Genomic DNA, 26,596 nt, shown 5'->3' with positions numbered 1-26,596 from the left:
AACGGCCGGGGTTTTTTCGTGGGTGGAGCAAGGGCGATTGACGGCGCGATTTATCTGACTTAGGTCAGACATATGCTCCACGACGCCGTATCCCGCATCCGCCGCTTCAACCGGGCCGTGACCGCCGAGGTCGGGGCTCTCGATACCTCGTTCCTCGGCCGCGGCCGTCCCCTCGGGGCGGCCCGGGTGCTCAACGGCATCGGGCATGGGCGCGGCGATGTCGGCGCCCTGCGCGACTATCTCGGGCTCGATTCCGGATTGTTGAGCCGGCTCCTGCGCGGCCTGGAGGAGGAGGGGCTGGTTGTGACGCTGCCTCACCCCTCCGATGCGCGCCGCCGGGTCGCCGCTCTGACCGAGGCTGGCCGCAAGGAGTTTGTCGCCTACGAGGCCCTGTCGAACGCACAGGCCGCGTCCCTGGTCGAGCGCTTCCCGCGCGCCGAGGAGCTGTTGCGCGCCATGGACCTCGTCGCCACGGCGCTCGGCCGCGAGCGGATCGCGATCGAGGAATGCGACCCGCGCGCCGCAACGGCCGTCTCCTGTCTGACCGCGTATTACGCCGAACTCGGGCGGCGGCTCGCGACCGGGTTCGACGTCGCGCTCTCCCGCGATCCGGAGGCCGCCGACATGATGCGGCCGCGCGGCGCCTTCCTGGTCGCGCTGTCGGACGGGATGCCGATCGGATGCGTCGGCCTGAAGGGGAAGGGCGGCGAGGTGGCCGAGATCAAGCGCCTCTGGGTCTGCCCCTCCGCCCGCGGCCTCGGCCTTGCCCGGCGGCTGATGCGTGCGGCGGAAGATGCGGCGCGGGATCTCGCGATCACGACCCTGCAGCTGGATTCGAACAGCGCGCTCACCGAGGCGCTGCAGCTCTACCGCCGCACCGGATGGGTCGAGATCGAGCGCTTCAACGACGATCCGTATCCGGATTTCTTCTTCGAGAAGCGGGTGTAGCGGGGCGCTCCGGCAGTCCTGACACTCTCGTCGTCCCGGGTTCTCGACGTCGTCGAGCCCCGGCATGATCGGGAGGGCGTCGATGAGGGGCCGTCACCCCCGCGCCCCGCGCAGGATCAGCCGGCTTCCCCGCACCTCGTACGAGGCCAGCCGCTCCAGGAAGCTCATTCCGAGCAGGTTGACGCTCAAGGCGCCCGGCCGCGTCACCAGGGCGGCCACCCGGGTCTCGCTGATCGGGCCGACCGCCACCGAGTCGAGCACCACCGGCGCCGCCGCGGTGCGGCCGTTGGCGGTCTGGACCTGGACCCGGTAGGCCGCGGCGCTCGGGCGGATGCCGAGCGCCGCGGCGCTCTCGGCAGTGAGCACCACGGCGCTCGCGCCGGTATCGAAGACGAACGCCTCGACCCGGCCGTTGACCTTGGCCTGCACGGTGAAGCCGCCATCGACCCGGCGGGCGATCACCACCTCGTCGCCGGTCCGGGAGACCGGCTGGCCCGGGTTCATCTCGGCCAGCGTCCGGAACGCCATGTCCCGCGCCTGGTCGCGATGGACGTAGAGCACGGCGCCCCCGGCACCGATCAGGCCCCAGACCAGCAGCGCGAGCAGCCCCTCCCCGAAACCCGACCGGAACCGGTGACCGACGCCGTTCAGCACCAGCAGGGCAACGGCGACGAGGCCGGCGAGGCCGGCGGCCTCGTCGGGCCGCAGGCCCGCGACCTCGCGCCCGCCGAGATGCGCCCAGGCGGCGGCGCAGGCGAGGAGCAGGAACCCGATGCCGACGGCGCCCGGCACCGGTCAGGCCAGGGCGGCGGCCGGGTCCGGCATCGCCACCGGCCCGGATGCGGCGGCGGCGAGGCGGCCTGGCAGGATCGCCATGATCCGCAGCCGCTCGGCCTCGGACAGGGAGCCCCAGGCGCCGATCTCGTCGCCGGTACGGCCGCAGCCCTCGCACAGGCCGGTGGCGGGATCGAGGACGCAGAGGCGGATGCAGGGACTGGACGGACGGGGAGACGAGACGGGCATCAGGCGGGAATCGCGATCACGAGGGCGAGGAGGGCGGCGATCTCGGCCATCTGCTGGCTCGCCCCGATCACGTCGCCGGTCTGGCCGCCGACGAGGCGGGCGGCCATCCGGGTGAGCGTCCAGGCGGCCACGAAGGCGAGGAGGCCGGCGAGGCACAGGCCGAGCCAGGGCAGGCCGAGGAGGCCGGCGAGGGCCAGCACGGCGAGGCAGAGGACCCACGCGGTGGCGTGGGTCCGGCCCGTCGGCCGGCCGACCGCGTGGGCGGCGCCGTCCGGACGGGCAGGCGGCAGCCGGCAGAGCGGCCACAGGGCGGCGGTGCGCGACAGGGCAGCGGCAGCGAGGAACACCACGGCGACGCGCCAGCCGAGCCGGTCGGCCAAGGTCGCCAGGGCGCCGATGCGCAGGGCGTAGGACAGGATCAAGGCGGCGGCCCCGTAGGCGCCGATGCGGCTGTCGCGCATGATCTCGAGGCGCCGGGCGGCCGTCAGCCCACCGCCGAACCCATCCGCGACGTCGGCGAGCCCGTCCTCGTGCAGCGCCCCGGTGGCCAGGGTGGCGAAGGTCAGCGCCAGGGTCGCGGCGAGGAACGGCCCGAGGCCGAGCGCCAGGGCGGAGGCCAGCGCCACGGCGCCGGGGAGCCCGATCACCAGGCCGGCCAGCGGTAGCATCCGGGGCACGGTGCGGAAGTCGGGCGCGGCGTGACGGTCGGTCTCGCCCGGCAGCGCCGGCACCGGCAGGCGGCTGTAGAAGCGCAGGCAGGCGGCGAGATCGGCGAGCGGCGGCCACGGCCCGGAACGCGGCGGGGGCGGCTCGAACGCGTCGTCGGGGTCAGGGTCGGCGCGGCCCGGCCCGGCGCTCGTCTCAGCCGCCATCACTCACGATATCCCGACGCCATCGACCTGCGAGCACGGAGTCGCCCCGTCCGGCCATTTTGCTGTATCTGCTCGCGGCACGATAGCCCCGCATGCGGGGTTGCCCCCGCAGGACACGCTCGCCATGGCCGACATCCCCACCGACGCCCCCTCGCCGACCGCCGGCATCCCGGCCGACGCCACGCCGTTCGACGACATCCGCCGCCTGATCGCCACCATGCCGGGGCCGGACGAGGCCGCCGCCGCCGAGGTCTCGGCCCGGGACTCGCTGCTGACCAAGCCCGCCGGCAGCCTCGGCCGGCTCGAATTCCTCGCCGCCTGGATGGCCGCCTGGCAGGGCAAGGCGCCGCCGAGCCTCGACCGGCCGCTGGTCTGCGTCTTCGCCGGCAGCCACGGCGTCGCGGAGCGGGGCGTCTCAGCCTATCCGTCGGCGGTCAACCGCCAGATGCTCGACAATTTCGCCGCCGGGGGCGCGGCGATCAACCAGATCTGCGCCGCCTACGGCCTCGGCTTCAAGGTGTTCGATCTCGCCCTCGACATGCCGACCGGCGACATCACGGTCGAGCCGGCGATGACCCAGAAGGCCTGCGTCGCCACCATGGCGTTCGGCATGGAGGCCGTGGCGGCCGGGACCGACGGCCTTGCCGTCGGCGAGATGGGAATCGGCAACACCACGGTGGCGGCGGCGATCTACGCCGCGCTCTATGGCGGCGAGCCGGCCCGGTGGGTCGGCCGCGGCACCGGCATCGACGAGGCCGGCCATGCCCGCAAGGTCGCCGCGGTGGAGGCGGCGCTCGCCTGCCACCAGGGCCATCTCGACGATCCGCTCGCCGTGATGGCCCGCCTCGGCGGCCGCGAGATCGCCGCCATGGCCGGTGCGATCCTGGCCGCGCGGCTGCAGCGGGTCCCGGTGGTGATCGACGGCTACGTCTCGACCGCCGCGGCGTCCCTGCTTCACGCCATCGATCCGCGGGCGCTGGACCACTGCCTCGCCGGCCACGTCTCGGCGGAGGGCGATCACGCCGCGGTGCTGGAGCGCCTGGGCTTGCGCCCGCTCCTCGACCTCGGGCTTCGCCTTGGCGAGGGCAGCGGCGCGGCCCTCGCGCTCGGGGTCGTCAAGGCGGCGGTGGCCTGCCACCGGGAGATGGCGACCTTCGCCCAGGCGGGGGTGTCGGGGCCGACCGCCTGAGCCCTCAGGCCGACCTCGCCATCGCCTTGCGCACCCGCCCGACCAGCGCCCAGAGCCGCGGATCACGCTTGATCCGCCGCTTCAGGCGCCCGCCCGCCTCCGCGGCGAGCCCGAAGGCCCGGCCGCGCAGGCTCACCGGCAGCACCGCGTCGACGAGGCCGATGGTCTCGTCGCAGACGCTGGCCTTGTAGCGCGCCTCGCCGACGCCGAGGTCGAGGGCGGTGCGGCCCCTGAGCGCCTGGTCGCGGATCAGTGACTGGAGCAGCAGGTCGCCGGGGCTGAACCGGGCGAGCGCGGGATCGGGATCGAACGAGGTCAGCATGCCGCTGAAGCGGTGCGCATCGACGGCGCCCACGAAGGTCGCGAGGACGCGCCCGGCCTGCGTGCGCAAGGAATGCAGCTCCAGGGCGCCGGCCCGGTGCGCCTCGGCGAGGAAGCGCCGCGCCGACGGGTCGGCGAAGGGATCGCTGATCCCGAGCTGGGCGAAGCGCTCCGCCTTCTGGGCGAGGTAGGCGGCGAGGATCGCCTCGCCCTCCGCGGCGTCGCCCGCGACGTGGTGCTCCACCGGGCCATGGGCGGCAACCAGCCACTTCTCCTTCTGGCGCAGCTTGCGTCGCGCATCACCGCTCATGACGCGCTTGAGCACCGCGTCCGGATCGGCCGCGAGCGCCAGGCCGTAGCCGTCGCTCGGCGAGGCCGGGCCTTCCGCCAGCGGGTTCGCCACTCCGTTCCACAGGCGCGGCTGGTCGACGAGGTGGATCACGTCGATCCCGGCGCGGCGCCCTCCTTGCGCCAGGGCCTGACGGTAGGCCGCGCCCGGCAGGGCGGCGGCGTCGGGGCCGGCGAAGACCGGCATGTGGTAGTTCGCGTGGCGGCCGCCGATCACCCGGGCGACCCGGATGCCGGCTTCGCGCTTCACCGCCAGCGGCAGCAGCGCCCGGGGCCGGCCGTCGGCGTCGCGCAGCAGCACCGGGCAGGGGCGGGCATTGCCGGGCAGGGCCGCGGCGAAGGCGTTCACCCAGTCGAAGCGCTGGTAGGGCGTCATCACGACGCCGGGCAGCGCTTCGAGGGCGCGCCACGGACCTTCCGCCGCTGCGAGGCTCGAGAAGATCTCCGGCCTCAGCCCGACCGCCGGCGCGGACTCGGCCGCCGCCCCGTCCGCCGCGAGTTGCACGCTCCCGCCCATCGCCCCGCCCTCGCGCCCCGCCCTCGCATGGCCTTCCCATGAGGTACCGGGCAAGCGTGCAGAATCCGCAAACGGCGTAACGAAGCTTTCGCCGACCGTGGTGAGGATGCGGTCATGCTCTCCGCCACCGCTCGCCACCGCCTGTTCCATGCCGGCTTCGCCGCCATCGCGGCCACGGGGTCCGACCGCTGGCTCGCGCCGGTTGCCCGCGGCCGCGGCGTGATCCTGACCTTCCACCACGTCCGGCCGGACGAGCCGCCGCCGGGCGCCTACGCGCCGAACCGCCTGCTCGCGATCACCCCGGCCTTCCTCGACCGCACGCTGACCGCCCTGCGGGCGCGCGGCTTCGCGATCGTTGCGCTGTCCGATGTGCCGCGGCTCCTCGGCGAGGACGGACCGCCCTTCGCGGTGCTGACCTTCGATGACGGCTACCGCGACAACCTCGAGCACGCGGCCCCGGTCCTGCACCGCCACGGCGCGCCCTGGACCCTGTTCGTCACCCACGATTTCGCCGCCGGGACCGGGCGGCTGTGGTGGATCGAGCTCGAACGGGCGATTGGCGCCCTCGACCGGGTGCGCCTGCCGGAGGTCGGGCTCGACCTCGCCGCCGTCGGCGATGCCCAGAAATCGGCCGCCTTCGCGGAAGCCTACCGCGCCCTGCGGGCCGGGCCGGAGGAGAGCTTACGCGCCGCGACCCTGCGGCTCTGCCTCGAGGCGGGACTCGCGGCGGAGCGGATCGCCGGCGAATTGTGCCTGTCGGCTCCCGAGCTGCGGGAGCTCGCCCGCGACGAGGCGGTGACGCTCGCCGCCCACACCCTGTCGCACCCGATGCTCGCCAAGCACGACGAGGCGTTCGCCCGGCGCGAGATCGTCGAGGGACGGGACCGGCTCGCCGCCTTGCTTGGCCGGGTGCCGGAGCATTTCTCCTACCCGGTCGGCGATCCCGGCTCGGCCGGGGCGCGGGACTTCGCGCTCGCCCGCGAGGCCGGCTACCGCACCGCCGTGACGACGCGGCCCGGCCACCTCTTCCCCGGCCACGCCGCGCACCTGCACGCGTTGCCGCGGGTCTCGGTCAATGGCTGCTTCCAGAGCGACGCGGCCTTGCGCGCGCTTTTGTCGGGTGTGCCGTTCCTGGCCTGGAACCGCTTCCGGCGGCTCGACGTGGCGTGAGGCGTCAGCGGTGGCGCCGGCGGCGGTGATGCCGGCGCTCGCCCCCGCTGATGACCGCGAAGGTCGCGCTCTGCCGTCCGCCGCGCAGGCGACGGGTCCAGCCGCGGCGGCCGCGGGGCGCCGGCTCGGCGGCCTCGCCCAGGGCCGGCGGCTCGGGCAGGCGCGGGATCGCGGTCGCCGCCGCCGATGCTGCGGAGGCTGCCGCCGCCGCGAGGCTCTTCGCGGCGGGGCCGAACAGCGACAGGCACTGGTTATAGGCGAGATCGCCCTTGATGCGCTCGCAATCGCCGACGGAGCGCGGCGCACCCTGCGCCAGGGCGCCGCCGGCGAGGGGGCCGAGAAGGAGGAAGAGCGCGAGCGCGTGGCGCATGGGCCTGGGGCTGCCTTGCGAGGTTCGATCGGTGCACGGGGCGGGAGCGCGAAGCCGGAGGGCCGCATCCCGGTCTCTGGCAGCCATTTTGGGCGAAAAGCCGGCGTTAACCAGACGGTTCACACCCTCATACGGTTTACGGCCCCGCTCAAGCGCCACGCGGCCTCCATCGCGAGTCCCGGGATGATTCCCCGGGAAAAAAAGCTCAGGTGGGATCGCGGTCGGGCCGTTCCATCCAGCGGATCAGCGGCATCAGCGGGAAGATCCAGGCGATGCCGAGGATCGCGTACAGCACCGACTGCACCACGGCCGGCGTCTCCGCGATGCGGCTGTCGGCGAGCGCCATGGCGAGGGGGGCGTAGACGATCACGAAGGCGATCATCGCGATCGCCCCGAGGAGGGAACGGGTCCGGCGGCGCATGGGGGCAACCTGTGGCGGTGGCAGTCGTGCGATACCGCCTACGCGAGGCGTCACCCCGCCGCAATCCGCCGGTCCGACGCAGGCCGGCGGCATCGGCCTACCCCGCCCGCGACAGCGGCGCTCCTGTATCGTTCCCCGCCCGGGCCGCCGCCAGCAGCGCTTCGCTGCGCGTGCGCCACGCCGCGATCGCCCGGGCCTTGACCGGGCCGAAGCCGCGGATCGCCTCCGGCGCCCCGAGAAGGTCGCGCAACATCGTCGGGTCGGCCCGGCCGACGAGGGCGAGTGCCGCATCGATCTGCGCCTCATAGGTCGCGAGCACCGCCCGCTGCTCGGCGATCAGCGCCAAGGGATCGAAGCGCCGGCCGCGCAGGATCTTCAGGGCGGCGATCCCGCGCAGCACCGGCAGCACCCACGGCCCGAAAGCGATCTTGCGCGGCTCGGATTCGCCGGGGCGGGTCCGGGCGAGGAGGGGCGGGGCGAGGTGGAAGGTCGGGCGCACGCGCCCGCCGGAGCCCGGCCCCTCGAATTCCTCCGAGAGGCGGGCGTGGAAGGCGGGGTCCGAGTGGAGGCGCGCCACCTCGTACTCGTCCTTGATCGCCATCAACCGGAACAGCGAGCGGGCGACCGCCTCGGCCAGGCCGTCGCCGGCCCGCTGCCGCACGGCCTCGACCCGGGCGCGGTAGCGCGCCGCGTAGGCCTCGTCCTGGTAGGCGGCGAGGTGCTCCGCCCGCCGGTCGATCACCGCGTCGAGGTCCTGCGCCGGCGCCGCCTCCGGGGCGATCTGCGCCGCGACGAAGGCCGGGTCGGCGGCGAGCAGCCGGCCCCAGGCGAGCGCCAGGCGGTTGCCCGGGACCGCGACGCCGTTGAGCGCCACCGCCTGGTCGAGGGCGGCGCCGGAGACCGGCACGAGGCCGCATTGCCACGCAAAGCCGAGGAGCAGCACGTTGGCTCCCTGCGCGTCGCCGGTCAGCCGCGCCGCCATCGCCTGGGCGTCGAGGCTCCGCAATGCCCCGGCGCCGACCCGGCGGGCGAGCAGGCTCTCGAGCATCCTGGTGTCGATGCGGGCATGCGGATCGCGCAGGGTCGTGCCGGTCGGGATCTCGTGGGTGTTGGCGACGATGCGGGTGCGGGTGGGGTCGATCACCGCGGATGCCTCCGCGCTCGCCGCTACCACGAGGTCGCAGGCCAGCACCGCATCGGCCCGGCCGCGGTCGATCCGCACCTGATGGAGGGCGGACGGATCGGCAGCGAGCCGCACGAAGGACAGCACCTGCCCGCCCTTCTGGGCGAAGCCCATGAAGTCGAGCACGCTGGCGCCGCGTCCCTCGAGATGCGCCGCCATGGTGATCAGCGCACCGACCGTCACCACACCGGTGCCGCCGACGCCGGCGACCAGGATCTCGTAGGGCGCCCCGCCCAGCATCGTGTCGGGCTCAGGAAGCGCGGCGGCGCGGGCCGCGACGGCCTCCGGGGCGACCGCGACGCCCGGCCGGCGACGCGGCGTCGCGCCGTCCAGCGTGACGAAGGACGGGCAGAAGCCCTTGAGGCAGGACAGGTCGTTGTTGCAGCCGGTCTGGTCGATGGCGCGCTTTCGCCCGAACTCGGTCTCGACCGGGACGACCGAGAGGCAGTTCGACTTCGCCTGGCAATCGCCGCAGCCCTCGCAGACGAGAGGGTTGATGACCGCGCGCCGCGCGACGGGGGCGGCCAGGCCGCGCTTGCGCCGCCGGCGCGCCTCGGTGGCGCAGGTCTGGTCATAGACCAGCACGGTGACGCCGGGCGTGTCGCGCAAGCTGCGCTGGACCGCGTCGAGCTCGTCGCGGTGATGCACGGCGACGCCCGCGCCGAGGGGGTCGCGGGCCGCCGCCCGCGCCACCCGGTCGGGATCGTCCGAGACCACAACGACCCGGGCCGCGCCCTCGGCCGCCACCAGCCGGGTGATCTGCGGCACGGTGAGCACGCCATCGACGGGCTGGCCGCCGGTCATCGCGACCGCGTCGTTGTACAGGATCTTGTAGGTGATGTTCGCCCCGCTCGCGACTGCCTGCCGGATCGCCGCGTGGCCGGAATGGAAGTAGGTGCCGTCGCCGAGATTCTGGAACACGTGGGCCTGGCGGGTGAACGGTGCCTGGCCGGTCCAGTCGACGCCCTCGGCGCCCATCGGCACGATGCCGGTGGTGTCGCGCTCCATCCAGTTCGCCATGAAGTGGCAGCCGATGCCGGCCCGCGCCTGCGAGCCCTCCGGCACCCGGGTCGAGGTGTTGTGCGGGCAGCCGGAGCAGAAGTAGGGCGTGCGGACCGGCAACGGCCCGGAGGCGGGGGCGGCCGGGACGGCATCCGGCTCGTGCACCGCAAGGCCGAGGCCGCGCAGGGCCTCCGCCAGGAGGCCGGCGAGGCGCGAAGGCCGCAGCTCCTCGACGTCCGGCACCAGGGGCGCGCCGCTCGCGTCGCGCTTGCCGAGGATGCGCGGGCGCCGGTCCCCCGGGAGATCGTAGAGGCCGTCGCGCAGCTGGCGCTCGACCAGCGCCGCCTTCTCCTCGATCACCAGCACCGTCTCGACGCCCGCCGCGAGGCCGGCGATCCGGGCGCTGTCGAGGGGATGGACGAGGCCGACCTTCAGCACCGCGACGCCGCCGGCCGCGAGCGCATCCGGGCCGTAGCCAAGCAGGCGGAACGCTTCCATCGCATCGCCATGGGCCTTGCCGACGGTGACGACGAGGAGCCGCGGCCGCTCGGGTGCCACCACCAGCCGGTCGAGGGGGGTGGCCCGGGCGAAGGCGCGCACCGCATCGAGCTTGTTCAGGGCCCGCGCCTCGATGGCGAGGCTCGGCAGGTCGGGCCAGCGGATATGCAGGCCGCCGGGAGGCGGGGTGAAATCCGGTGCGGCGAAGTGCGGCAACGGCGCGAGATCGACCGAGGCTGCCCCCTCCACCACCTCGGAGATCGCCTTGAACCCGACCCAGGCGCCGGAAAAGCGCGAGGCGGCAAAGCCCCACAAGCCGAACGCCTCGTACTCGGCGATCGAGCCCGGGTGGATCACCGGCAGGTGCCAGGCGGCGAGCGCCAGGTCGCTCTGGTGCGACATCGACGAGGAGACGCAGCCGTGGTCGTCGCCGGCGACGACCAGCACGCCGCCCCGACGGGAACTGCCATAGGCGTTGCCGTGCTTGAGCGCGTCGCCGGAACGGTCGACCCCCGGGCCCTTGCCGTACCAGAGGCCGAACACCCCCTCGACGGTGGCGGCCGGATCGAGCGCCACCCGCTGGCTGCCGAGCAAGGCCGCCGCCGCGAGATCCTCGTTGATGCCCGGCTGGAAGCGGATGCCGGCCGCCGCGAGCCGGTCCTTGGCGCGCCACAATTCCTGGTCGACGGCGCCGAGGGGCGAGCCGCGATAGCCGGATACGAGGCCGGCGGTGTTCAGGCCGTCGCGGCGGTCGATCGCTGCTTGCGCCAGGAGGAGCCGCACCAGGGCCTGCGTGCCGGTCAGGTAGGCCCGGCCGGTCGTGCGATCGAAGCGGTCGTCGAGGCGGTAGGCGCGGTCGAGCTCGGGCATCGGCGGGATCTCCTCGGCCGCCAGGCTATGCCGGACTGCCGGGCAAAACCTGCCTGTTTGCTTCCACGAAAGCGGTGGCGGAGGTATGAACGGGGCGAAAATCACCGATCCGGGACATGCTCATGCCTGACCGCGCCGACGCACCCGACCGCTTCGAGCGGGCGATCCTCGACGCCTTGCAGGACGATGCGCGGCTCTCGGTGCAGGATCTCGCCCAGCGGATCGGCCTGTCGACCTCGCCGACCTGGCGGCGCCTGAAGGCGCTGGAGGAGCGGGGGATCATCCGCGGCTACGTCGCCCTCGTCGATGCGGCGGCGCTCGGCCACGGCCAATGCGTCTTCGCCCACGTGACGCTGGCCAAGCACGACCGCGCCGGCGTCGCCGAGTTCGAGCGGGTGATCGGCGGCCGCGACGAGGTGCTCGAATGCTTCTCGACCACCGGCCAGGCCGATTACCTGCTGCGGGTCGTGGTGCGGGACGCGCAGCACTACGAGCGTTTCCTGCAGGAGGCGGTGTTCTCCTGCCCGGCGGTGCAGCAGATCCACTCCAACTTCGCCCTGCGCGAGGTGAAGTTCAGCGTGAAGGTGCCGACCGGTGCCAAAGCATAAAAAAAGAGCCCGGCCGTGAGGCCGGGCTCCGCTCCGTCCGGGGGACGGAGTGTGACGACTAGAAGCCGTTGAACTTGTAGTTCAGGCCGGCGCGGACGACCGCGAACTCGGTCTCGCGACGGTACAGGTTGGCCGGGCCGACCGACACCACGCCCGGCGAGAACACCGAGTACTGGGTGCCGTTGGTGGTCTGCGCGAACACGCCGTTGTTGCGGTTGCCCTGATCCAGGTTCACGTACAGGCCTTCGACCTTGAGGGTCACGGCCGACGAACGGAAGAAGTTCAGGAACGAGTCGGTGGGCAGAGCGTACTCGACGCCGCCGCCGACGACCCAGCCGGTCTGGAAGTCGTCGCGCGAGCTGTTGGTCAGGCCGAAGTCGCGACCGCCGCCCGAGCCGTAGGCGAAACCGCCGGTGGCGTACACGAGGGTGCGATCCCAGGCGTAGCCGAGGCGGCCACGGACGGTGCCGAAGAAGTCGAGGCCCGAGATGCCGTTCGGGTTGAAGACCAGCGTGCCCGGAACGACGCCGCCGCCCGGAGCGGTGGCGAAGGCGTAGCGGTTGCGGTCACGGCCGAAATCGACGTACTGGGCGTCGGCCTCGATGCCCACGACCACGCCCGAGCCCGGGGTGAACTGGTAGTTGTAGCCGATCTGGCCGCCGCCGACGAAGCCGTCGTTGCTGTTGCGGTTGCCGAAGGCGAGCACGCCGCTGGTCGGAGCGCCGGCGGCGTTCACGAACACGGTGTTGCCGAGCGTGGTGCCGGCCGGCACGCCGACGACGGTCGGGGCGCGGGTGTCAGCGGTGTTGAAGCCGTAGCCAGCGTTGAAACCGGCGTAGAAGCCCGTCCACGTGAAGACCGGAACCGGGGTGAAGACCGGCGGCGGAGCAACGCGACGCGGCAGGTCGGCAGCGAAAGCCGAACCGGCGACGACGATGCCGGCGAGGGCGGTAGCGCTCTTGAGAAGCGACTTCATGGTACTGGTCCTTCCTACTATGCCGCGGCGACGGCGCCCGTTTGCGGGTCGGCGGTCAACCGAAGCAGTGTCCCCGACATACCCCGGTAGCTCCGGGAAAGCTGTGTCCTCGCGACAACGCTGGTGAGTTTCACCGCGGCCTTAATGGCTGTTCATCGCGAGCCTTCCCTTGGCTCCTTACCCCTTCAACGCGCGCGAACGGTCAAGGTTCACGTGCGCACATATTTTTTTGCTACGCTTGCCGGAGCAATCCTAATGAATGCCGAACGTCACCTGGAACGAGCGATTCGCCGGGTCGATTCGAGGCTGCGCCGCCCCGGCGACGCGGCGGTCACAGGGCGTCGGGTTCGATCGCGATCGCCGAGACGAGCCGGCCGTAATCGGCTTCCGCCCGGTGGGTGGTGCGGCGGTAGCTGAAGAAGCGCTCCGGGTCGGAATAGGTGCACAGGCCCAGATTCGCCACCTCGCCGAGGCCGGCGCGCCCGAGCCGCGCGACGATGTAGGCCGGGAGATCGAACAGGCTGTGGCCGTCGCGCTCGGGGCTTTGCGCGAAGAAGCGGGCATTGTCGGCGCCTGCAGCCTCGAAGCGCTCGCGGAATTCCGGGCCGACCTCGTAGGCGGACGGTCCGATCGTCGGGCCCAGCACCGCGACCGTGGAGGCGCGCTCGGCGCCGAGCTCCTCCATGGCGGCGAGCGTCGCCTCGATCACGCCGGTGAGCGCGCCCTTCCAGCCGGCATGGGCCGCGCCGACGACCCGGTTCTCCGGATCGGCGAACAGGATCGGCCCGCAATCGGCGGTGAGGATGCCGAGCGCGAGCCCCGGCACCCGGGTCACCATCGCGTCGGCGCGGGGCCGCTCCGCGAAGGGGGCTTCGACCACCACCACCTCGGGCGAGTGGATCTGGTAGAGGCTGACGAGGTTCTCCGGCGCGACGCCGAGTTCGGCGGTCATGCGGCGGCGGTTCTCCCGCACATGGGCGGGATCGTCGCCGGAGCCGAGGCCGCCGTTGAGGGAGGCGTAGAGCCCCTGCGACACGCCGCCCTCGCGGGTGAAGAAGGCGTGGCGGAGGCCCGCATGGGAGCTGAGCTCGGGCGCTTCGATGAACATCGCGGGATCGTCCTGGCGGGAGGTGTCCCGCAGGATCGCCGGGACACGTGTCGAAAGCGCGTATCTAGAACCCGGGTCAGTCTACAACCCTGGCAAGCCCGGCAACCCTGGCAAGCCCGGCTGGCCGGGCCCGGCGAGCCCCATCACCTTGAACAGGTGGCCCATGCCGCGGGTCGAGCGGTCGATGAGGCGGTCGGCCCCGGCCTTCACGCTGGCGGCCTGGACCGGGTTCGCCCGCGCGGCCAGGCGCTCGGCCCGCTGGGCGAGGCCGAGGGCGAGGAGGAAATCGGCCTGCGTCACCGGCCCGTGCACCGTGGCGCCGGCGCTTGCGGCGGCGCGGGCGAGAGCGGCGAAATCGACCTGCGCGGTGAGATCGGTCTCGCCGGGGGCTTCCAGCGGATCGGCGAAACGGTGCCGGGCCACCGCCTGGAGCGTGTCGGCGGTGCCGCCGTAGAGGTCGCCGTAATCGATGGCGAGCAGCGCGCCTCCCTCGCGGGCGAGCCGGTCGCCGAGGCGGCGGGCGACGTCGAGGGCGACCGCCGGCAGGGTCAGGATCGCGCCGGGCGCACCCTCGGCGGCGATCTCCGGCGTCGGGTCCGGGCTCAACCCGAAGGCGAGGGCGTCGCCGTCGAGGCCGACCCGGCGCTCGCACCAGCCGCGATCGGTGCGCTGGTACTGGCGCACCGGCAGGGCGTCGAAGAACTCGTTGGCGATGAGGATCGCCGGGCCGGCCGGCAGGGTGCCGATATCGTCGTGCCAGGTCGGCGCGGCCGTCGCGAGCGCGCGCGCCTGCGCGGCGCGCAGGGTCGGGCTGGTCTCGACGAGGTGGAGGTCGGCCGCCGCGAGGCAGTCGGGGGCGGCGGCGCGCAGGGCCCGCAGGGCATCGGCCATCAGGGTGCCGCGGCCGGGGCCGAGCTCGACCAGGCGGAACGGCGCCGGGCGCCCGAGCCCGTGCCAGACCTCGGCGGTCCAGAGGCCGATGAGCTCGCCGAAGATCTGGCTGATCTCCGGCGCGGTGGTGAAGTCGCCCGCCGCGCCCAGGGGATCGCGGGTGCGGTAATAGCCGAGAACCGGGTGGCCGAGGCAGAGCGCCATGTAGCGCTCGATGGTGATCGGCCCCTCGACCGCGATCAGGCGGCGCAGCTCGCCGAGGAGCGGCGTCTCGCTCACGCGGATCTCGCCTCCGACGAGTCGGGCGTGGTCGCCTCCTCGTCGATCCGTGCCCGCGGCCGGGTGTCGCCGCGCAACGCCCGCACGATGAAGACCGCGCCGACCAGCAGCATCGGCACGCAGAGCAGCATCCCCATGGTGATGCCGCCGCCGAGCGCCCCGACATGGGTCCCGAACAGGAAGCCGAGCTGCGGGTCGGGCTCGCGGAAGAACTCGCAGGCCGTGCGGGCGATGGCGTAGCCGACGACGAACAGGCCGCCGAGCAGCCCGGGCCGGCGGAAGCCGACGCGCCGGACCGCGACCGCCATCACGATGAACAGCACCAGCCCCTCGGCGACCGCCTCGTAGAGCTGGCTCGGGTGGCGCGGCAGCGGCCCGCCATTCGGGAATACGATGGCGTAGGCGAAATCCGGCGCCGGCCGGCCCCACAATTCGCCGTTCACGAAATTGGCGAGCCGGCCGAAGAACAGCCCGATCGGCACCACCACGGCGGCGAGGTCGAGCATGGCGTAAGGGTTGAGGCCGCGGCGGCGGGCGAAGAGCAGCAGCGCCAGCACCGCCCCGAGGAAGCCGCCGTGGAACGACATGCCGCCGCGCCAGATCGCCAGGATCTCGGCCGGGTGCGCCAGATAGGCGGCGAGATTGTAGAACAGCACGTAGCCGATGCGCCCGCCGAGGACGACGCCGAGCGCCACCCAGACGATCAGGTCGTCGATGTCGACGGCGGTCGGCCGGCGCACCGCCCCCCACAGGGAGGGCGCCGCGATCAGGCGCTTGGCGTAGTACCAGCCGCCCACCAGGCCCACGATGTAGGCGAGGGCGTACCACTTGATCTGCAGCGGCCCGATCGCGACCGCGACGGGGTCGATGGCGGGGAAGGGCAGGGCGAGGAGCGGGGGCATCGGGCGATGGGGTGGACCGGTGGCGGGGCGGCGTCAAGCGGCGGTCATGCCGCGAAAGCATGACCGCCATAGGGCATCAGGGCAGCCTCACGCCGCCGGCGCCACCGCGGCCCCGCGGATCGACACCTCCCGCGGCTGGCCGTCGAGGAACAGCCGATAGGCGGCGTTGTCGGTCTCGTCGTGATGCTCGTAGCCGAGTTCGGCCAACGCTGCGGCGAAGCGGCCGCGCTCGGCCTCCGGCACCTGGATGCCGGCGAGCACCCGGCCGTGATCGGCGCCGTGGTTGCGGTAGTGGAACAGCGAGATGTTCCAGGTCACGCCGAGGCTGTCGAGGAACTTGAGCAGCGCCCCCGGCCGCTCCGGGAACTCGAAGCGCAGGAGCCGCTCGTCGGTCAGCCCCGGCACCCGGCCGCCGACCATGTAGCGGACATGGAGCTTCGCCATCTCGTTGTCGCTCAGGTCCACCAGCGCGTAGCCGAGGTGGCGCAGCTCCTCGATCAGGGCCTGCTTTTCCGAGCGGCCGCCGGCGAGCTGCACGCCGACGAAGATCTGCGCCTCGGCGCCCGGCGCGTAGCGGTAGTTGAACTCGGTGATGGCGCGCCGGCCGAGCGCCCGGATGAAGGCGCGGTAGCTGCCGGTCCGCTCCGGGATGGTGACGGCGAGCAGCGCCTCGCGGCGCTCGCCGATCTCGGCCCGCTCGGCGATGTGGCGCAGCCGGTCGAAGTTGAGGTTGGCGCCGCTGTTGACCGCCACCAGCGCCCCGGTGCCGGCGACGCTGCCCCGCGCCGCGTATTCCTTGAGGCCGGCGAGCGCCAGGGCGCCGGAGGGCTCGGACATCGCCCGGGTGTCGTCGAACACGTCCTTCACGGCGGCGCAGATCGCGTCGGTGTCGACGGTGATGACCTCGTCGAGATGCTCGCGGCAGAGCCGGAACGTCTCCTCCCCGGCCTGGCGGACGGCGACGCCGTCGGCGAACAGGCCGACCGAATCGAGCATCACCCGCTCGCCGGCCTCGATCGCCGCCTTCATGCTGGCGGCATCCGCCGGCTCGACGCCGATGACCTTGGTCTCCGGCCGCATGAACTTGATGAAGGTCGCGACCCCCGCGGCGAGGCCGCCGCCGCCGACCGGCACGAACACCGCCTCGATCGGGTCGCCGTGCTGGCGCAGGATCTCGAGCCCGATCGTGCCCTGGCCGGCGATCACGTCCGGATCGTCGTAGGGATGGATGAAGGTCAGGCCCTGCGCGGCCTCGAGGGTCTTGGCGTGGGTGTAGGCCTCGTCGAAGGCATCGCCGTGCAGCACCACCTGGCCGCCGCGGGACTTGACCCCCTCGACCTTGATCGCCGGGGTGGTGCGCGGCATCACGATCACCGCCGGGATCCCCAGGCGGGCCGCTGCGAGCGCCACCCCTTGAGCGTGGTTGCCGGCCGAGGCGCAGATCACCCCGCGGGCCAGCGCGTCGGCGGGCAGGCCGGCCATCTTGTTGTAGGCGCCGCGCAGCTTGAACGAGAAGACCGGCTGCAGGTCCTCGCGCTTGAGCAGCACCCGGGCGCCGAGGCGCTGCGACAGGCGCGGCATCGGGTCGAGCGGGCTCTCGATGGCGACGTCGTAGACGCGGGCGCCCAGGATCTTCTTGATGTAGTCGTGCACGGCTTCGATCAGTGTTCAGGGGCGAGGGCGGCTCGCCGGGGATGGGGCGTCGGGATAGCGGGTTTCCAATAACGAGTTTCCCTGGGGGATGCGAGCTTGACTGCGGCGATTCCGCCTCAGCGGGGCCCGCCGGCACTGCGGGAGATCCACTTCGCCACCATCGGGCCGGTGATGATGACGACGAGGAGCCGCAGGGTCTGCACCGCCAGGACGAAGGACACGTCCGAATGGGTGCCGACCGCGATGATCGCCACCGAATCGAGACCGCCCGGGCTCGTCGCCAGGTAGGCGGTGAGGAAGTCGATCGGCAGCCAGAAGGTCAGGCCCCAGGCCCAGAGGCCGCAGAGCCCGATCAGCCCGAAGGTCGCGACCAGCACGCCCGGCAGGGCGAACAGGGTCGCCCTGACGGTGGCGGGGGTGAAGCGCAGGCCCACCGTCCAGCCGATGCCGGCATAGGCGATGGCGAGCAGCCAGGACGGCAGGGCCATGTCGGCGAGCCCGGTGGCGTGCAGCGCCGCCCCGAGGACGAGCGGGCCGATCAGCGCGCCGGCCGGGATGCGCAGGCGCAGGCCCAGCCACGCACCGATGCCGGCCACCGCCAGCGTGCCGAGAACCGCGAGCGGGGTCGCGTCGCTGCCGGTCCCGGGCGCCCCGCCGGCCCCGCCGGCCAGGAAGCGGGCGATCACCGAGGCGGTCAGCGCCACGCAGGCGACGCGGACATACTGCATGAACGCGACGAGGCGCGGATCGGCGCCGAACTCCTCGGCCATCGCCACCATGGCGGAGGCCCCGCCCGGGGAGGAGCCCCAGGCCGCGGTGGTGCCGGGCAGGAGCCGGATGCGGGTCAGCACCCAGCCGGTCGTCGCCGCGGCCACCACCGTGACGCCGACCACCGCCATGATCAGGAGCCCGTCCTCCATCAGCGTCGCGGCGATCGAGGCGTTGACCGCGTGGGCGACGAGGCAGCCGATCAGCGCCTGCGAGGCCTGGAAGCCGATCTTCGGCACCCGGATCGGCGCGCCCCGCACCCCGAAGGCGATCGCCGCCAGCATCGGCCCGAGCAGCAGGGCGGCCGGGAAGCCGGCGAGGTGGAACAGGCCCGCGATGACCGCCGAGGCCAGGACGAGGCCCGCCCAGAGAGCCGCCGCGCGAGGCAGCGTGCGGCGGAGATCCGTCGAGGCGGGGTGCATGGCGTCCATGGTCGGGGGCTTTGGGATTCGCCGTGCCGCTATACGCGAATCATCCCGGTCTCGCGACCGGCGCCGGCCTCCTCGGCCTGCCCGAGGGGCAGCGTTGCGTGCGGCGCATGCTGGCGGAAGAAGGCCGCGAGTTCGGCAAGGCCGTCGCCGCGCGGGTCGCTGGCGCGCCAGGCGAGCGCGATGGTGCGGCTCGGCCCCTGCGGCCCGAAGCGGCGGCAGACCGTCAGCCCGGTCGGGTCCGGCCCGGGTGGGGCGGCGAGTGCCGGCAGCAGGGTGTAGCCGGCCCCCGCCGCCACCATCGAGCGCAGGGTCTCGAGACTGGTGGCGTGGCGTCCGCTCGCCGGGCCGGCGCCGCAGGCCGCCACCGCCTGGTCGCGCAGGCAGTTGCCCTCGTCGAGAAGCAGCAGGTCGGGTCCGGCGAGGTCGGTGGGCGCCGGCGGTTCGCCGCTCGCGAAGGCGTGCTCGGACGGGCAGGCGAGCAGGAACGGCTCGTCGAACAGCGGCGCGACGGTCAGCCCGGAATCGGGGATCGGCAGCGAGATCAATGCCGCGTCGGCCCGGCCCTCGCGCAGCGCATCGAGGATGTCGGCCGTGCGGCCCTCGCTCAAGGAGAGCGCGAGGTGCGGGAAGGCTTGGCGCAGCCCACGCAGCACCTGGGGAAACAGGTAGGGCCCGAGCGTCTGGATCGCCGCCAGGACGAGGCGGCCGCGCAGGCCGTGGCCCGCCCCCTCGCGCGCCAGCAGCAGCAGGGTCCGGGCCTCCGCCAGCACGGCGCGCGCCTGGCGCACCACCGCCTGTCCGCTCGGGGTCAGCAGGACCCGGCGGTTCGAGCGCTCGAACAGGGTGAGCCCGAGCGCCTCCTCCAGCTTGCGCACCTGGACGCTCAGAGTCGGCTGGCTCACGGCGCAGCGCTCGGCGGCACGGCCGAAATGGCCTTCATCCGCGACCGCCACGACGTATTCGAGGTCCCGCAGGGACAGACCGGAAACGTTCATAGGCTGCGTCTATCATAAACTTCGCAACGATGCATTTGTTTTCGGGTCACGCAGCGGTCATAGGTTGGAGCGAGACCAGTTCCAGGGTGTTGCCCCGTCGGCGGGCACCCTATGTGAGCGGTTCCTCGCGCGGGGTCCCGGTTCGGCACCCTGCGCCTGCACGCCAGAGGAGTTTCCATGAGCGACCAACGCCCGATCCTGACGACCCGCCAGGGCCACCCGGTCCGCGACAATCAGAGCCTGCGCACGGTCGGCGAGCGGGGCCCGGCGACCCTCGAGAACTACCAGTTCATCGAGAAGATCACCCATTTCGACCGCGAGCGCATTCCGGAGCGCGTGGTGCACGCCCGCGGCGCCGGCGCCCACGGCTATTTCGAGGCCTACGGTACGATCGGCGGCGAGCCGGCCTCCAAGTACACCCGCGCCCGCGTCCTCAACGAGACCGGCGTGAAGACGCCGATGTTCGTGCGCTTCTCGACCGTGGCCGGCGCCAAGGAGAGCCCGGAGACCGCCCGCGACCCGCGCGGCTTCGCGGTGAAGTTCAAGACCGTCGACGGCAACTGGGACCTCGTCGGCAACAACCTGAAGGTCTTCTTCATCCGGGACGCGATCAAGTTCCCGGACATGATCCACGCCTTCAAGCCCGATCCGGTGACCAACCGCCAGGAGGCCTGGCGCTTCTTCGACTTCGTGGCGGCGCACCCCGAGTCGATCCACATGGTGACCCACCTGAAGTCGCCGTGGGGTATCCCGGCCAACTATCGTGAGATGGAAGGCTCGGGCGTCAACACCTACAAGCTGGTCAACGACCAGGGCGTGGCCCATCTCTGCAAGTTCCACTTCATCCCGAAGCAGGGCGTCCGCAACCTGACCTCGGCCCAGGCCGCCGAGATCCAGGGCCGCGACGTCGGCCACGCGACGAAGGACCTGTACGACAACATCGCCGCCGGCAACTTCCCGGAGTGGGAGTTCGCGGTGCAGATCATGCCGGACGGCCCGAACGAGCACCTGTCGTTCGATCCGCTCGACGACACCAAGCTGTGGCCGGTGGACCAGTTCCCGCTGCTGCCCTGCGGCCGCATGGTGCTCGACCGGGTGCCGGACAACTTCTTCGCCGATGTCGAGCAGTCGGCCTTCGGCACCGGCGTTCTCGTCGACGGGATCGACTTCTCGGACGACAAGATGCTCCAGGGGCGCACCCTGTCCTACTCGGACACCCAGCGCTACCGCGTCGGCCCGAACTACCTGCAACTGCCGATCAACGCGCCGGCGCCGGGCGTGAAGACCAGCACCAACCAGCGCGACGGCCAGATGACGTTCTACGTCGACGGCGTCGGCGAGAACAAGCACATCAACTACGAGCCGAGCACCATCGGCCAGGGCCTGCGCGAGGCGCCGAAGCCCGCCAAGGAGTACCACCAGCCGGTCGAGGGCAAGCTCGGCCGCTATCAGACCAGCCGCACCGAGGACGACTACACCCAGGCCGGCGTGCGCTACCGTTCCTTCGAGGAGTGGGAGCGTGAGGACCTGATCGCCAACCTGGTCGCCGACATGAAGGAGTGCCCCGAGGCGATCCAGCTCCGGATGGTCTGGCACTTCTGGCACGCCGACGAGGATTACGGCCGCCGCGTCGCCGAGGGCGCCGGCATCGATCTCGAGAAGGCCAAGGCCCTGCCGCCGCTGCCGGGCCGCGCCGCCCCGCACAAGCGCCTGGCCGCCGAGACCTACACCGACGGCACCCAGGCCCATAAGGTCGCGGCCGAGTAAGGCCTCAGGTCTGATGGTTTGAGTAAGTGACGAGCCCCGCCCGGAGCGATCCGGGCGGGGTTTTTACGTTGGGGAAGGATGGTGGCGGAACCGACGCGGTGCTACCGTCATTCCCGGCACGGTCGCGTGCCCGGACGTTCTGTATGACCGCCGTTGTCTTCGACACCCTGAAGCTCGCCCGCACCCTGCGGGACAAGGCGAAGCTGTCGCCCGATCAGGCCGAGGGCTTCGCCGAGGCGATCTCCGAGGCGGTGCAGGGTGATCTCGCGACCAAGGCCGACGTGAAGGCTTCAGAATCGGCATTACGCGCCGATATCAAGGCGGTCGAGACGAGTCTGCGTGCTGAGATCACGAGCGTCGAGACGAGCCTACGTGCCGAGATCAAGGTTGTCGCCAACGATCTCCGTACGACCGAAGCGACCCTCCGGGCCGAGATCAAGTCTCAGGTCGCAGATGCGAAAGCCGACATCATCAAATGGATGGTCGGTGCAGTCGGCCTGCAGACGGTTGCTATCATCGGGGCAATGATCACCCTGGTCCGCATCCTGAAGCCCTGAACCGGCGTTGTCCCGGGCGCTCTCACGCCCAGGAGCCCCGCCATGGACATCACTCCCGAACCCGGCACCGGCGTCACCATCGGCGGGATGCGGGTGCGCTACCTCGCCCGCAGCGACTCCACCGGCGACGCGATCGGCATCTACGCCGTCACCCTGGCGGCGCGCTCGCCCGGGGCCGGGCTGCATCGCCACGCCCGGCTCACCGAGGCGTTCGAGGTCCATGACGGCGCGCTCACCCTGCGGCTCGGCGAGCGCGACGTGACGGCGGGGCCGGGCGATTTCGTGCTGGTACGGCCCGGCGAGCCGCACGCCTTCGCCAATCGCGGCGACACTCCCGTGCGCTTCACCCTGACCTTCACCCCGGCGCTCCACCGCGAGGGCTTCTTCGAAGGGCTGGCGGCCCTCGCGGCGGAAGACCGCCTGCGGGACGAGGGCGCGATGCGGGCGCTGATGGCGGCCTACGACCAGGAGCCGCTCGCGGGCTTTGCGGGCTGGAGCGAGGTCGGCTGACGCGGCATGCTCGCCCGGTCACGAATCGGGAGGGCAGGGGACATGCGGCGGCGGATCGACGGCGGCTCGCGCTTCGAGCACGACTACGGCTATTCCCGCGCGGTGGTGCAGGGCGGCGTCGTGTTCGTCGCCGGCACCACCGGCTACGATTATGCCGCGATGACGATGCCGGAGGAGGCCGGCGCCCAGGCCGAGGCGTGCTGGCGCACCATCGCGGGGGTGCTGGAGCAGGCCGGCTCGTCGCTGGAGCAGGTCGTGCGCGCGACCTACTACGTCACCGACCGCTCGGACGCCGAGGCGGTGCTGACGGTCTGCGGCCGGGTGCTGCGCGAGATCCGCCCCGCCGCGACCCTGGTGGTGGTCGCAGGCTTGCTGCGGCCGGAGATGAAGGTCGAGATCGAGGTGACGGCGGCGCTCTCTGGGGCCTGACGCGGCGCCTGCCGAGTCGATGCGCCAGGAACGGAGTACGGCTATCCTCCGAAAGAAGAGAGGCGCGCGGTCCTCGTCGAACCGCGCGCCCCCGATCTCACCAAGCCGGATCTATCCGGCGCAGGCCGTCACCGGCCGTCAGCTGCACCCGGTCGTCGAACCGCAGGTGTCGCACTTCAGGCAGGTCCCGTTCCGCACCAGGGTGAAGTTGGCGCATTCCGGGCAGGCCTCGCCGACATAGCCCTTCATCCGGGCCTCGGCGCGACGGTCCGAGACGCTGCGGCCGGCGGCCGCCGTCTCCGGCTTGGCCAAGTCCGCTTTGGTGAAGGGCAGGGCCTCCACCAGGGCCTCGACCTTGCCGGCCAGGCTCGGCTCGGTCTTCAGCGCCACCGCGCCCCGCACCGCGTGGACGGTGCCGCCGGCCGGCGCGGTCTGACCCGCGCTCGGGGCGGCGACGCCGGGGGTGGTGCCGCCGGGGCCGCCATGGATCAGGGTCAGCCGGTCGCCGGAGCCGCGCAGGAGGCCGCGCGACACGACGTTGTGGGCCGGCACCGGGTCCGAGGCGGAGGGCTTCGCCGGGGTCATGCCGCTCGCCGTGTTGCCGATCTCCGAGAGGTCGACATGGGCGAGGTCGTTGCGACCGAGATACGAGATCGCCAGCTCGCGGAATACGTAGTCGAGCACCGAGGTGGCGTTCTTGATCGCGTCGTTGCCCTGGACGAAGCCGGCCGGCTCGAACCGGGTGAAGGTGAAGGCGTCGACGTACTCCTCCAGCGGCACGCCGTATTGCAGGCCGAGCGAGACCGAGATCGCGAAGTTGTTGATGAAGGCCCGCAGCGCCGAGCCCTCCTTGTTCATGTCGAGGAAGATCTCGCCGAGGCGTCCGTCGTCGTACTCGCCGGTGCGCAGGAAGATGGTGTGGCCGCCGATCTTGGCCTTCTGGGTGTAGCCCTTGCGGCGGCTCGGCAGCTTCTCCTGGGAGCGCAGGCGCTCGACGCGCTCGACGATCCGCTCGACGATCTTCTCCGTCACCGACACGGTCTTGGCGACCGCCGGCTGGGCCAGGATGGCCTCGACGGTCTCGTCCTCGTCCTCCGATTCGTCGCTGATCAGGGCGGCGTTCAGGGGCTGCGACAGCTTCGAGCCGTCGCGGTAGAGGGCGTTGGCCTTCAGCGCCAGGGTCCAGGACAGCCGGTAGGCGTTCTTGCAATCCTCGACCGTGGCGTCGTTCGGCATGTTGATGGTCTTGGAGATCGCCCCCGAGATGAACGGCTGCGCCGCCGCCATCATGCGGATGTGGCTCTCGACCGAGAGGTAGCGCTTGCCGATCCGGCCGCACGGATTGGCGCAGTCGAAGACCGGGTAATGCTCCACCTTGAGGTGCGGCGCGCCTTCGAGCGTCATCGCCCCGCAGACATGGACGTTGGCGGCCTCGATGTCCTTGCGGCTGAAGCCGAGGAAGCTCAGCAGGTCGAAGGACGGGTCGGCGAGCTTGTCGGCCGGCACCGTCAGGGTCTGGGTGAGGAAGTCCTCGCCGAGGGTCCAGCGGTTGAACACGAACTTGATGTCGAAGGCCGACTTCAGGCCCGCCTCGACCGCGGCGATCTTGTCGTCGGTGAAGCCCTTGGCCCGGAGCGAGCCCGGGTTGATCGCCGGCGCCTGGCCGAGCGAGCCATGGCCGACGGCGTAGGCCTCGATCTCGGCGATCTCCGCCTCGCGGTAGCCGAGGCTGCGCAGGGCGTCCGGCACCGCCCGGTTGATGATCTTGAAGTAGCCGCCGCCGGCGAGCTTCTTGAACTTCACCAGCGCGAAGTCGGGCTCGATGCCGGTGGTGTCGCAATCCATGACGAGGCCGATCGTGCCGGTCGGCGCGATCACCGTGGACTGGGCGTTGCGGTAGCCGTGCTCCTCACCGAGGGCGAGCGCCCGGTCCCAGGCCGCCTTGGCGTGCTCGACCAGCTCGCCCTGCGGGCAGCCGGCATGGTCGAGCGGGACCGGGTTGGTGTTGAGGAACTCGTAGCCCGTCGCCTCGCCATGGGCGGCCCGGCGATGGTTGCGGATCACCCGCAGCATCGCGTCGGCATTCTCCTCGTAGGCCGGGAAGGGACCGAGCTCGCGCGCCATCTCGGCCGAGGTGGCGTAGGACACGCCGGTCATGATCGCCGTGAGGGCGCCGGCCAGCGCCCGGCCCTCACGGGAATCGTAGGACAGGCCCATGGTCATCAACAGGCCGCCGATATTGGCGTAGCCGAGGCCGAGCGTGCGGTACTTGTACGAGAGGTCGGCGATCTCGCGGCTCGGGAACTGCGCCATCAGCACCGAGATCTCGAGGACCACGGTCCAGAGCCGGCACAGGTGCTCGTAGCCCTCGACGTCGAAGCGCTTGGCGGCGCGATCGTAGAGCGCCAGCAGGTTCGCCGAGGCGAGGTTGCAGGCGGTGTCGTCGAGGAACATGTACTCGGAGCACGGGTTCGAGGCCCGGATCCGCCCGCCCACCGGGCAGGTGTGCCAGTCGTTCATCGTGGTGTTGAAGTGCAGGCCCGGATCGGCCGAGGCCCAGGCGGCCTCGGCGATCTTCTCCCACAGCTCCGCCGCCTTGACGGTCTTGGCCGGCTTGCCGGTCGTACGCTGGCTCAGGGTCCAGTCCGCGTCGGCATCGACCGCCCGCAGGAAGTCGTCGGTGAGCGAGACCGAGTTGTTCGAGTTCTGGCCGGCGACGGTGAGGTAGGCTTCCGAATCCCAGTCGGTGTCGTAGATCGGGAACGAGATGTCGGTGTAGCCCTGGCGGGCGTACTGGATCACCCGCTTGATCGCGGCGTCCGGCACCATCGCCTTGCGGGCGGCCTTGACCTCGCGCTTGAGGGCCGGGTTGCGCTCCGGATCGAAGCAGGCGTCACCGGCGGCCTCGCAGTTGACGCAGGCCTTCATCACCGCCTTGAGGTGCTTGGACACCACCTTCGAGCCGGTGACCAGCGCCGCGACCTTCTGCTCCTCCTTGACCTTCCAGTCGATGAAGGCCTCGACGTCCGGGTGGTCGATGTCGACGATCACCATCTTGGCGGCGCGGCGCGTGGTGCCGCCCGACTTGATGGCGCCGGCCGCCCGGTCGCCGATCTTGAGGAAGCTCATCAGGCCCGAGGACTTGCCGCCGCCGGCGAGCCGCTCGTTCTCGCCGCGCAGGCGGGAGAAGTTCGAGCCGGTGCCCGAGCCGTACTTGAACAGGCGGGCTTCCCGCACCCACAGGTCCATGATGCCGCCCTCGTTGACGAGGTCGTCGGCGACGGACTGGATGAAGCAGGCGTGCGGCTGCGGGTGCTCGTAGGCCGTGGCCGACTGGGTCAGCTCGCCGGTCTTGTAGTCGACGTAGAAGTGGCCTTGCGCCGGGCCGTCGATGCCGTAGGCCCAGTGCAGGCCGGTGTTGAACCATTGCGGCGAGTTCGGCGCCACCATCTGGCGGGCGAGCATGGCGCGCAATTCGTCGTGGAACGCCGCGGCGTCCTCCTCGCTCGAGAAGTAGCCCCCCTTCCAGCCCCAGTAGGTCCAGCAGCCGGCCAGCCGATCGAAGACCTGCACCGCCGAGGTCTCGGAGCCGGTGCGCTCACCCTCGGGGAGGGCGGCGAGCGCCGCCTCGTCGGGAACCGAGCGCCACAGGAACGACGGGACACCGTTCTCCTCGACCTTCTTCAGCGCCTTCGGGACGCCGGCCTTCCGAAAGTACTTCTGGGCCAGCACGTCGCAGGCGACCTGGCTCCAGGCCTCCGGCACGTCGATGCCGTCGAGGCGGAACACCACCGAGCCGTCGGGATTGCGGATCTCGCTCACCGCCTTGCGGAACGGGATGCTGGCATAGGGCGACTGCCCCGCTGAGGTGATGCGACGCTCGAACCGCATGGGATACTCTCCGGTCACGAACAGCCGGGGACCGCCCGCATGGAAACGGGGTCCGCCGGTTACAGGAATGGCGGGGCGCTGGAGGCTCGGCGGAGGGGC

At 72.0% G+C, this 26,596-nt stretch carries 23 protein-coding genes; 8 read left to right on the top strand and 15 right to left on the bottom strand.

The annotated features are described in order from the left end of the window. Positions 1-72 precede the first annotated feature (72 nt). Positions 73-948 (top strand): helix-turn-helix domain-containing GNAT family N-acetyltransferase, encoded by an 876-nt coding sequence (locus tag FF100_RS21110; protein ID WP_139037709.1) that lies wholly within the window; start codon positions 73-75, stop codon positions 946-948. Positions 949-1,041: 93 nt separating this feature from the next. Here FF100_RS21110 and FF100_RS21105 read toward each other — a convergent pair whose 3' ends face one another. The 3 genes from FF100_RS21105 to cobS are packed head-to-tail and all read right to left on the bottom strand — an operon-like array spanning position 1,042 to position 2,843. Further along, positions 1,042-1,740, bottom strand: coding sequence for a retropepsin-like aspartic protease family protein (locus FF100_RS21105; protein WP_139037708.1), 699 nt, complete (start codon positions 1,738-1,740; stop codon positions 1,042-1,044). Positions 1,741-1,743: 3 nt separating this feature from the next. Further along, entirely contained in the window at positions 1,744-1,971 is a 228-nt protein-coding gene (locus FF100_RS21100; RefSeq protein ID WP_171070278.1) for a DUF1289 domain-containing protein, read from the bottom strand. Next, positions 1,971-2,843: an adenosylcobinamide-GDP ribazoletransferase gene (cobS, locus tag FF100_RS21095; RefSeq protein WP_139037707.1), complete on the bottom strand. Its 873-nt coding sequence runs from the start codon at positions 2,841-2,843 to the stop codon at positions 1,971-1,973. The genes FF100_RS21100 and cobS overlap by 1 nt, the downstream gene beginning before the upstream one ends. A gap of 124 nt (positions 2,844-2,967) precedes the next feature. Between cobS and cobT the strand changes: the two genes are divergently transcribed. Continuing rightward, on the top strand, positions 2,968-4,032 hold the full coding sequence (cobT, locus tag FF100_RS21090) for a nicotinate-nucleotide--dimethylbenzimidazole phosphoribosyltransferase (protein ID WP_139037706.1): 1,065 nt from the start codon (positions 2,968-2,970) through the stop codon (positions 4,030-4,032). A gap of 4 nt (positions 4,033-4,036) precedes the next feature. On the opposite strand, the gene FF100_RS21085 is transcribed toward cobT, so the two are convergent. Further along, complete coding sequence (locus tag FF100_RS21085; RefSeq protein WP_139037705.1) at positions 4,037-5,218, bottom strand: GNAT family N-acetyltransferase; 1,182 nt, start codon at positions 5,216-5,218, stop codon at positions 4,037-4,039. 114 nt (positions 5,219-5,332) lie between these two features. Here FF100_RS21085 and FF100_RS21080 point away from each other — a divergent pair, with 114 nt between their 5' ends. Then, a complete protein-coding gene (locus FF100_RS21080; RefSeq protein WP_139037704.1) occupies positions 5,333-6,388 on the top strand; it encodes a polysaccharide deacetylase family protein in 1,056 nt (351 codons plus the stop codon). Between the two features lie 4 nt (positions 6,389-6,392). On the opposite strand, the gene FF100_RS21075 is transcribed toward FF100_RS21080, so the two are convergent. The 3 genes from FF100_RS21075 to FF100_RS21065 form a co-directional block, all read right to left on the bottom strand. Continuing rightward, complete coding sequence (locus tag FF100_RS21075) at positions 6,393-6,758, bottom strand: hypothetical protein (RefSeq protein ID WP_139037703.1); 366 nt, start codon at positions 6,756-6,758, stop codon at positions 6,393-6,395. 205 nt (positions 6,759-6,963) lie between these two features. After that, positions 6,964-7,179, bottom strand: coding sequence for a DUF2842 domain-containing protein (locus tag FF100_RS21070; RefSeq protein ID WP_139037702.1), 216 nt, complete (start codon positions 7,177-7,179; stop codon positions 6,964-6,966). 97 nt (positions 7,180-7,276) lie between these two features. Continuing rightward, entirely contained in the window at positions 7,277-10,732 is a 3,456-nt protein-coding gene (locus tag FF100_RS21065; protein ID WP_139037701.1) for an indolepyruvate ferredoxin oxidoreductase family protein, read from the bottom strand. A 122-nt stretch (positions 10,733-10,854) separates the two neighbouring features. Here FF100_RS21065 and FF100_RS21060 point away from each other — a divergent pair, with 122 nt between their 5' ends. Then, the gene (locus FF100_RS21060) at positions 10,855-11,340 is read left to right on the top strand and encodes an Lrp/AsnC family transcriptional regulator (RefSeq protein ID WP_139037700.1); all 486 of its coding nucleotides are present in this window, start codon (positions 10,855-10,857) and stop codon (positions 11,338-11,340) included. Positions 11,341-11,398: 58 nt separating this feature from the next. Here FF100_RS21060 and FF100_RS21055 read toward each other — a convergent pair whose 3' ends face one another. The 7 genes from FF100_RS21055 to FF100_RS21025 all read right to left on the bottom strand — a co-directional run bounded on the left by FF100_RS21055 (position 11,399) and on the right by FF100_RS21025 (position 19,343). Further along, complete coding sequence (locus FF100_RS21055) at positions 11,399-12,316, bottom strand: outer membrane protein (RefSeq protein ID WP_139037699.1); 918 nt, start codon at positions 12,314-12,316, stop codon at positions 11,399-11,401. 331 nt (positions 12,317-12,647) lie between these two features. Beyond that, a complete protein-coding gene (pgeF, locus tag FF100_RS21050) occupies positions 12,648-13,424 on the bottom strand; it encodes a peptidoglycan editing factor PgeF (protein WP_139037698.1) in 777 nt (258 codons plus the stop codon). Between the two features lie 81 nt (positions 13,425-13,505). Beyond that, complete coding sequence (locus FF100_RS21045; protein ID WP_425463334.1) at positions 13,506-14,600, bottom strand: class I SAM-dependent methyltransferase; 1,095 nt, start codon at positions 14,598-14,600, stop codon at positions 13,506-13,508. Continuing rightward, positions 14,591-15,496, bottom strand: a complete 906-nt coding sequence (gene lgt / locus FF100_RS21040; protein ID WP_139037696.1) for a prolipoprotein diacylglyceryl transferase — start codon at positions 15,494-15,496, stop codon at positions 14,591-14,593. The genes FF100_RS21045 and lgt overlap by 10 nt, the downstream gene beginning before the upstream one ends. Before the next feature lie 87 nt (positions 15,497-15,583). Then, complete coding sequence (gene ilvA / locus FF100_RS21035; protein WP_139037695.1) at positions 15,584-17,149, bottom strand: threonine ammonia-lyase, biosynthetic; 1,566 nt, start codon at positions 17,147-17,149, stop codon at positions 15,584-15,586. Positions 17,150-17,265: 116 nt separating this feature from the next. Beyond that, positions 17,266-18,339 carry an AbrB family transcriptional regulator gene (locus FF100_RS21030; RefSeq protein WP_139037743.1) on the bottom strand — a complete coding sequence of 358 codons (1,074 nt, stop codon included), beginning with the start codon at positions 18,337-18,339 and terminating at the stop codon, positions 17,266-17,268. 38 nt (positions 18,340-18,377) lie between these two features. Beyond that, positions 18,378-19,343 carry a LysR substrate-binding domain-containing protein gene (locus FF100_RS21025; RefSeq protein WP_139037694.1) on the bottom strand — a complete coding sequence of 322 codons (966 nt, stop codon included), beginning with the start codon at positions 19,341-19,343 and terminating at the stop codon, positions 18,378-18,380. 177 nt (positions 19,344-19,520) lie between these two features. Here FF100_RS21025 and FF100_RS21020 point away from each other — a divergent pair, with 177 nt between their 5' ends. The 4 genes from FF100_RS21020 to FF100_RS21005 all read left to right on the top strand — a co-directional run bounded on the left by FF100_RS21020 (position 19,521) and on the right by FF100_RS21005 (position 22,606). Next, positions 19,521-21,110: a catalase gene (locus tag FF100_RS21020; RefSeq protein WP_139037693.1), complete on the top strand. Its 1,590-nt coding sequence runs from the start codon at positions 19,521-19,523 to the stop codon at positions 21,108-21,110. Positions 21,111-21,253: 143 nt separating this feature from the next. Then, positions 21,254-21,667, top strand: coding sequence for a CCDC90 family protein (locus FF100_RS21015; protein ID WP_139037692.1), 414 nt, complete (start codon positions 21,254-21,256; stop codon positions 21,665-21,667). Positions 21,668-21,709: 42 nt separating this feature from the next. Continuing rightward, positions 21,710-22,177 (top strand): cupin domain-containing protein, encoded by a 468-nt coding sequence (locus FF100_RS21010; protein ID WP_139037691.1) that lies wholly within the window; start codon positions 21,710-21,712, stop codon positions 22,175-22,177. Positions 22,178-22,219: 42 nt separating this feature from the next. Continuing rightward, entirely contained in the window at positions 22,220-22,606 is a 387-nt protein-coding gene (locus tag FF100_RS21005) for a RidA family protein (protein ID WP_139037690.1), read from the top strand. Between the two features lie 138 nt (positions 22,607-22,744). Here FF100_RS21005 and FF100_RS21000 read toward each other — a convergent pair whose 3' ends face one another. Then, positions 22,745-26,497 carry a vitamin B12-dependent ribonucleotide reductase gene (locus FF100_RS21000; RefSeq protein ID WP_139037689.1) on the bottom strand — a complete coding sequence of 1,251 codons (3,753 nt, stop codon included), beginning with the start codon at positions 26,495-26,497 and terminating at the stop codon, positions 22,745-22,747. Between the last annotated feature and the right edge of the window lie 99 nt (positions 26,498-26,596).

The sequence above is a fragment of the Methylobacterium terricola genome, assembly GCF_006151805.1.
Classification (GTDB): Bacteria; Pseudomonadota; Alphaproteobacteria; order Rhizobiales; family Beijerinckiaceae; genus Methylobacterium; species Methylobacterium terricola.
This window is presented reverse-complemented; position numbering and strand designations above follow the sequence as displayed.

Bases quoted from the DNA above. Each gene is read 5' to 3' on its own strand.
- FF100_RS21110 (WP_139037709.1), top strand. From the start codon at position 73: ATGCTCCACGACGCCGTATCCCGCATCCGCCGCTTCAACCGGGCCGTG.
- FF100_RS21100 (WP_171070278.1), bottom strand. From the start codon at position 1,971: ATGCCCGTCTCGTCTCCCCGTCCGTCCAGTCCCTGCATCCGCCTCTGC.
- cobS (WP_139037707.1), bottom strand. From the start codon at position 2,843: ATGGCGGCTGAGACGAGCGCCGGGCCGGGCCGCGCCGACCCTGACCCC.
- cobT (WP_139037706.1), top strand. From the start codon at position 2,968: ATGGCCGACATCCCCACCGACGCCCCCTCGCCGACCGCCGGCATCCCG.
- FF100_RS21085 (WP_139037705.1), bottom strand. From the start codon at position 5,218: ATGGGCGGGAGCGTGCAACTCGCGGCGGACGGGGCGGCGGCCGAGTCC.
- FF100_RS21080 (WP_139037704.1), top strand. From the start codon at position 5,333: ATGCTCTCCGCCACCGCTCGCCACCGCCTGTTCCATGCCGGCTTCGCC.
- FF100_RS21075 (WP_139037703.1), bottom strand. From the start codon at position 6,758: ATGCGCCACGCGCTCGCGCTCTTCCTCCTTCTCGGCCCCCTCGCCGGC.
- FF100_RS21070 (WP_139037702.1), bottom strand. From the start codon at position 7,179: ATGCGCCGCCGGACCCGTTCCCTCCTCGGGGCGATCGCGATGATCGCC.
- FF100_RS21065 (WP_139037701.1), bottom strand. From the start codon at position 10,732: ATGCCCGAGCTCGACCGCGCCTACCGCCTCGACGACCGCTTCGATCGC.
- FF100_RS21060 (WP_139037700.1), top strand. From the start codon at position 10,855: ATGCCTGACCGCGCCGACGCACCCGACCGCTTCGAGCGGGCGATCCTC.
- FF100_RS21055 (WP_139037699.1), bottom strand. From the start codon at position 12,316: ATGAAGTCGCTTCTCAAGAGCGCTACCGCCCTCGCCGGCATCGTCGTC.
- pgeF (WP_139037698.1), bottom strand. From the start codon at position 13,424: ATGTTCATCGAAGCGCCCGAGCTCAGCTCCCATGCGGGCCTCCGCCAC.
- lgt (WP_139037696.1), bottom strand. From the start codon at position 15,496: ATGCCCCCGCTCCTCGCCCTGCCCTTCCCCGCCATCGACCCCGTCGCG.
- FF100_RS21030 (WP_139037743.1), bottom strand. From the start codon at position 18,339: ATGCACCCCGCCTCGACGGATCTCCGCCGCACGCTGCCTCGCGCGGCG.
- FF100_RS21025 (WP_139037694.1), bottom strand. From the start codon at position 19,343: ATGAACGTTTCCGGTCTGTCCCTGCGGGACCTCGAATACGTCGTGGCG.
- FF100_RS21020 (WP_139037693.1), top strand. From the start codon at position 19,521: ATGAGCGACCAACGCCCGATCCTGACGACCCGCCAGGGCCACCCGGTC.
- FF100_RS21015 (WP_139037692.1), top strand. From the start codon at position 21,254: ATGACCGCCGTTGTCTTCGACACCCTGAAGCTCGCCCGCACCCTGCGG.
- FF100_RS21010 (WP_139037691.1), top strand. From the start codon at position 21,710: ATGGACATCACTCCCGAACCCGGCACCGGCGTCACCATCGGCGGGATG.
- FF100_RS21005 (WP_139037690.1), top strand. From the start codon at position 22,220: ATGCGGCGGCGGATCGACGGCGGCTCGCGCTTCGAGCACGACTACGGC.
- FF100_RS21000 (WP_139037689.1), bottom strand. From the start codon at position 26,497: ATGCGGTTCGAGCGTCGCATCACCTCAGCGGGGCAGTCGCCCTATGCC.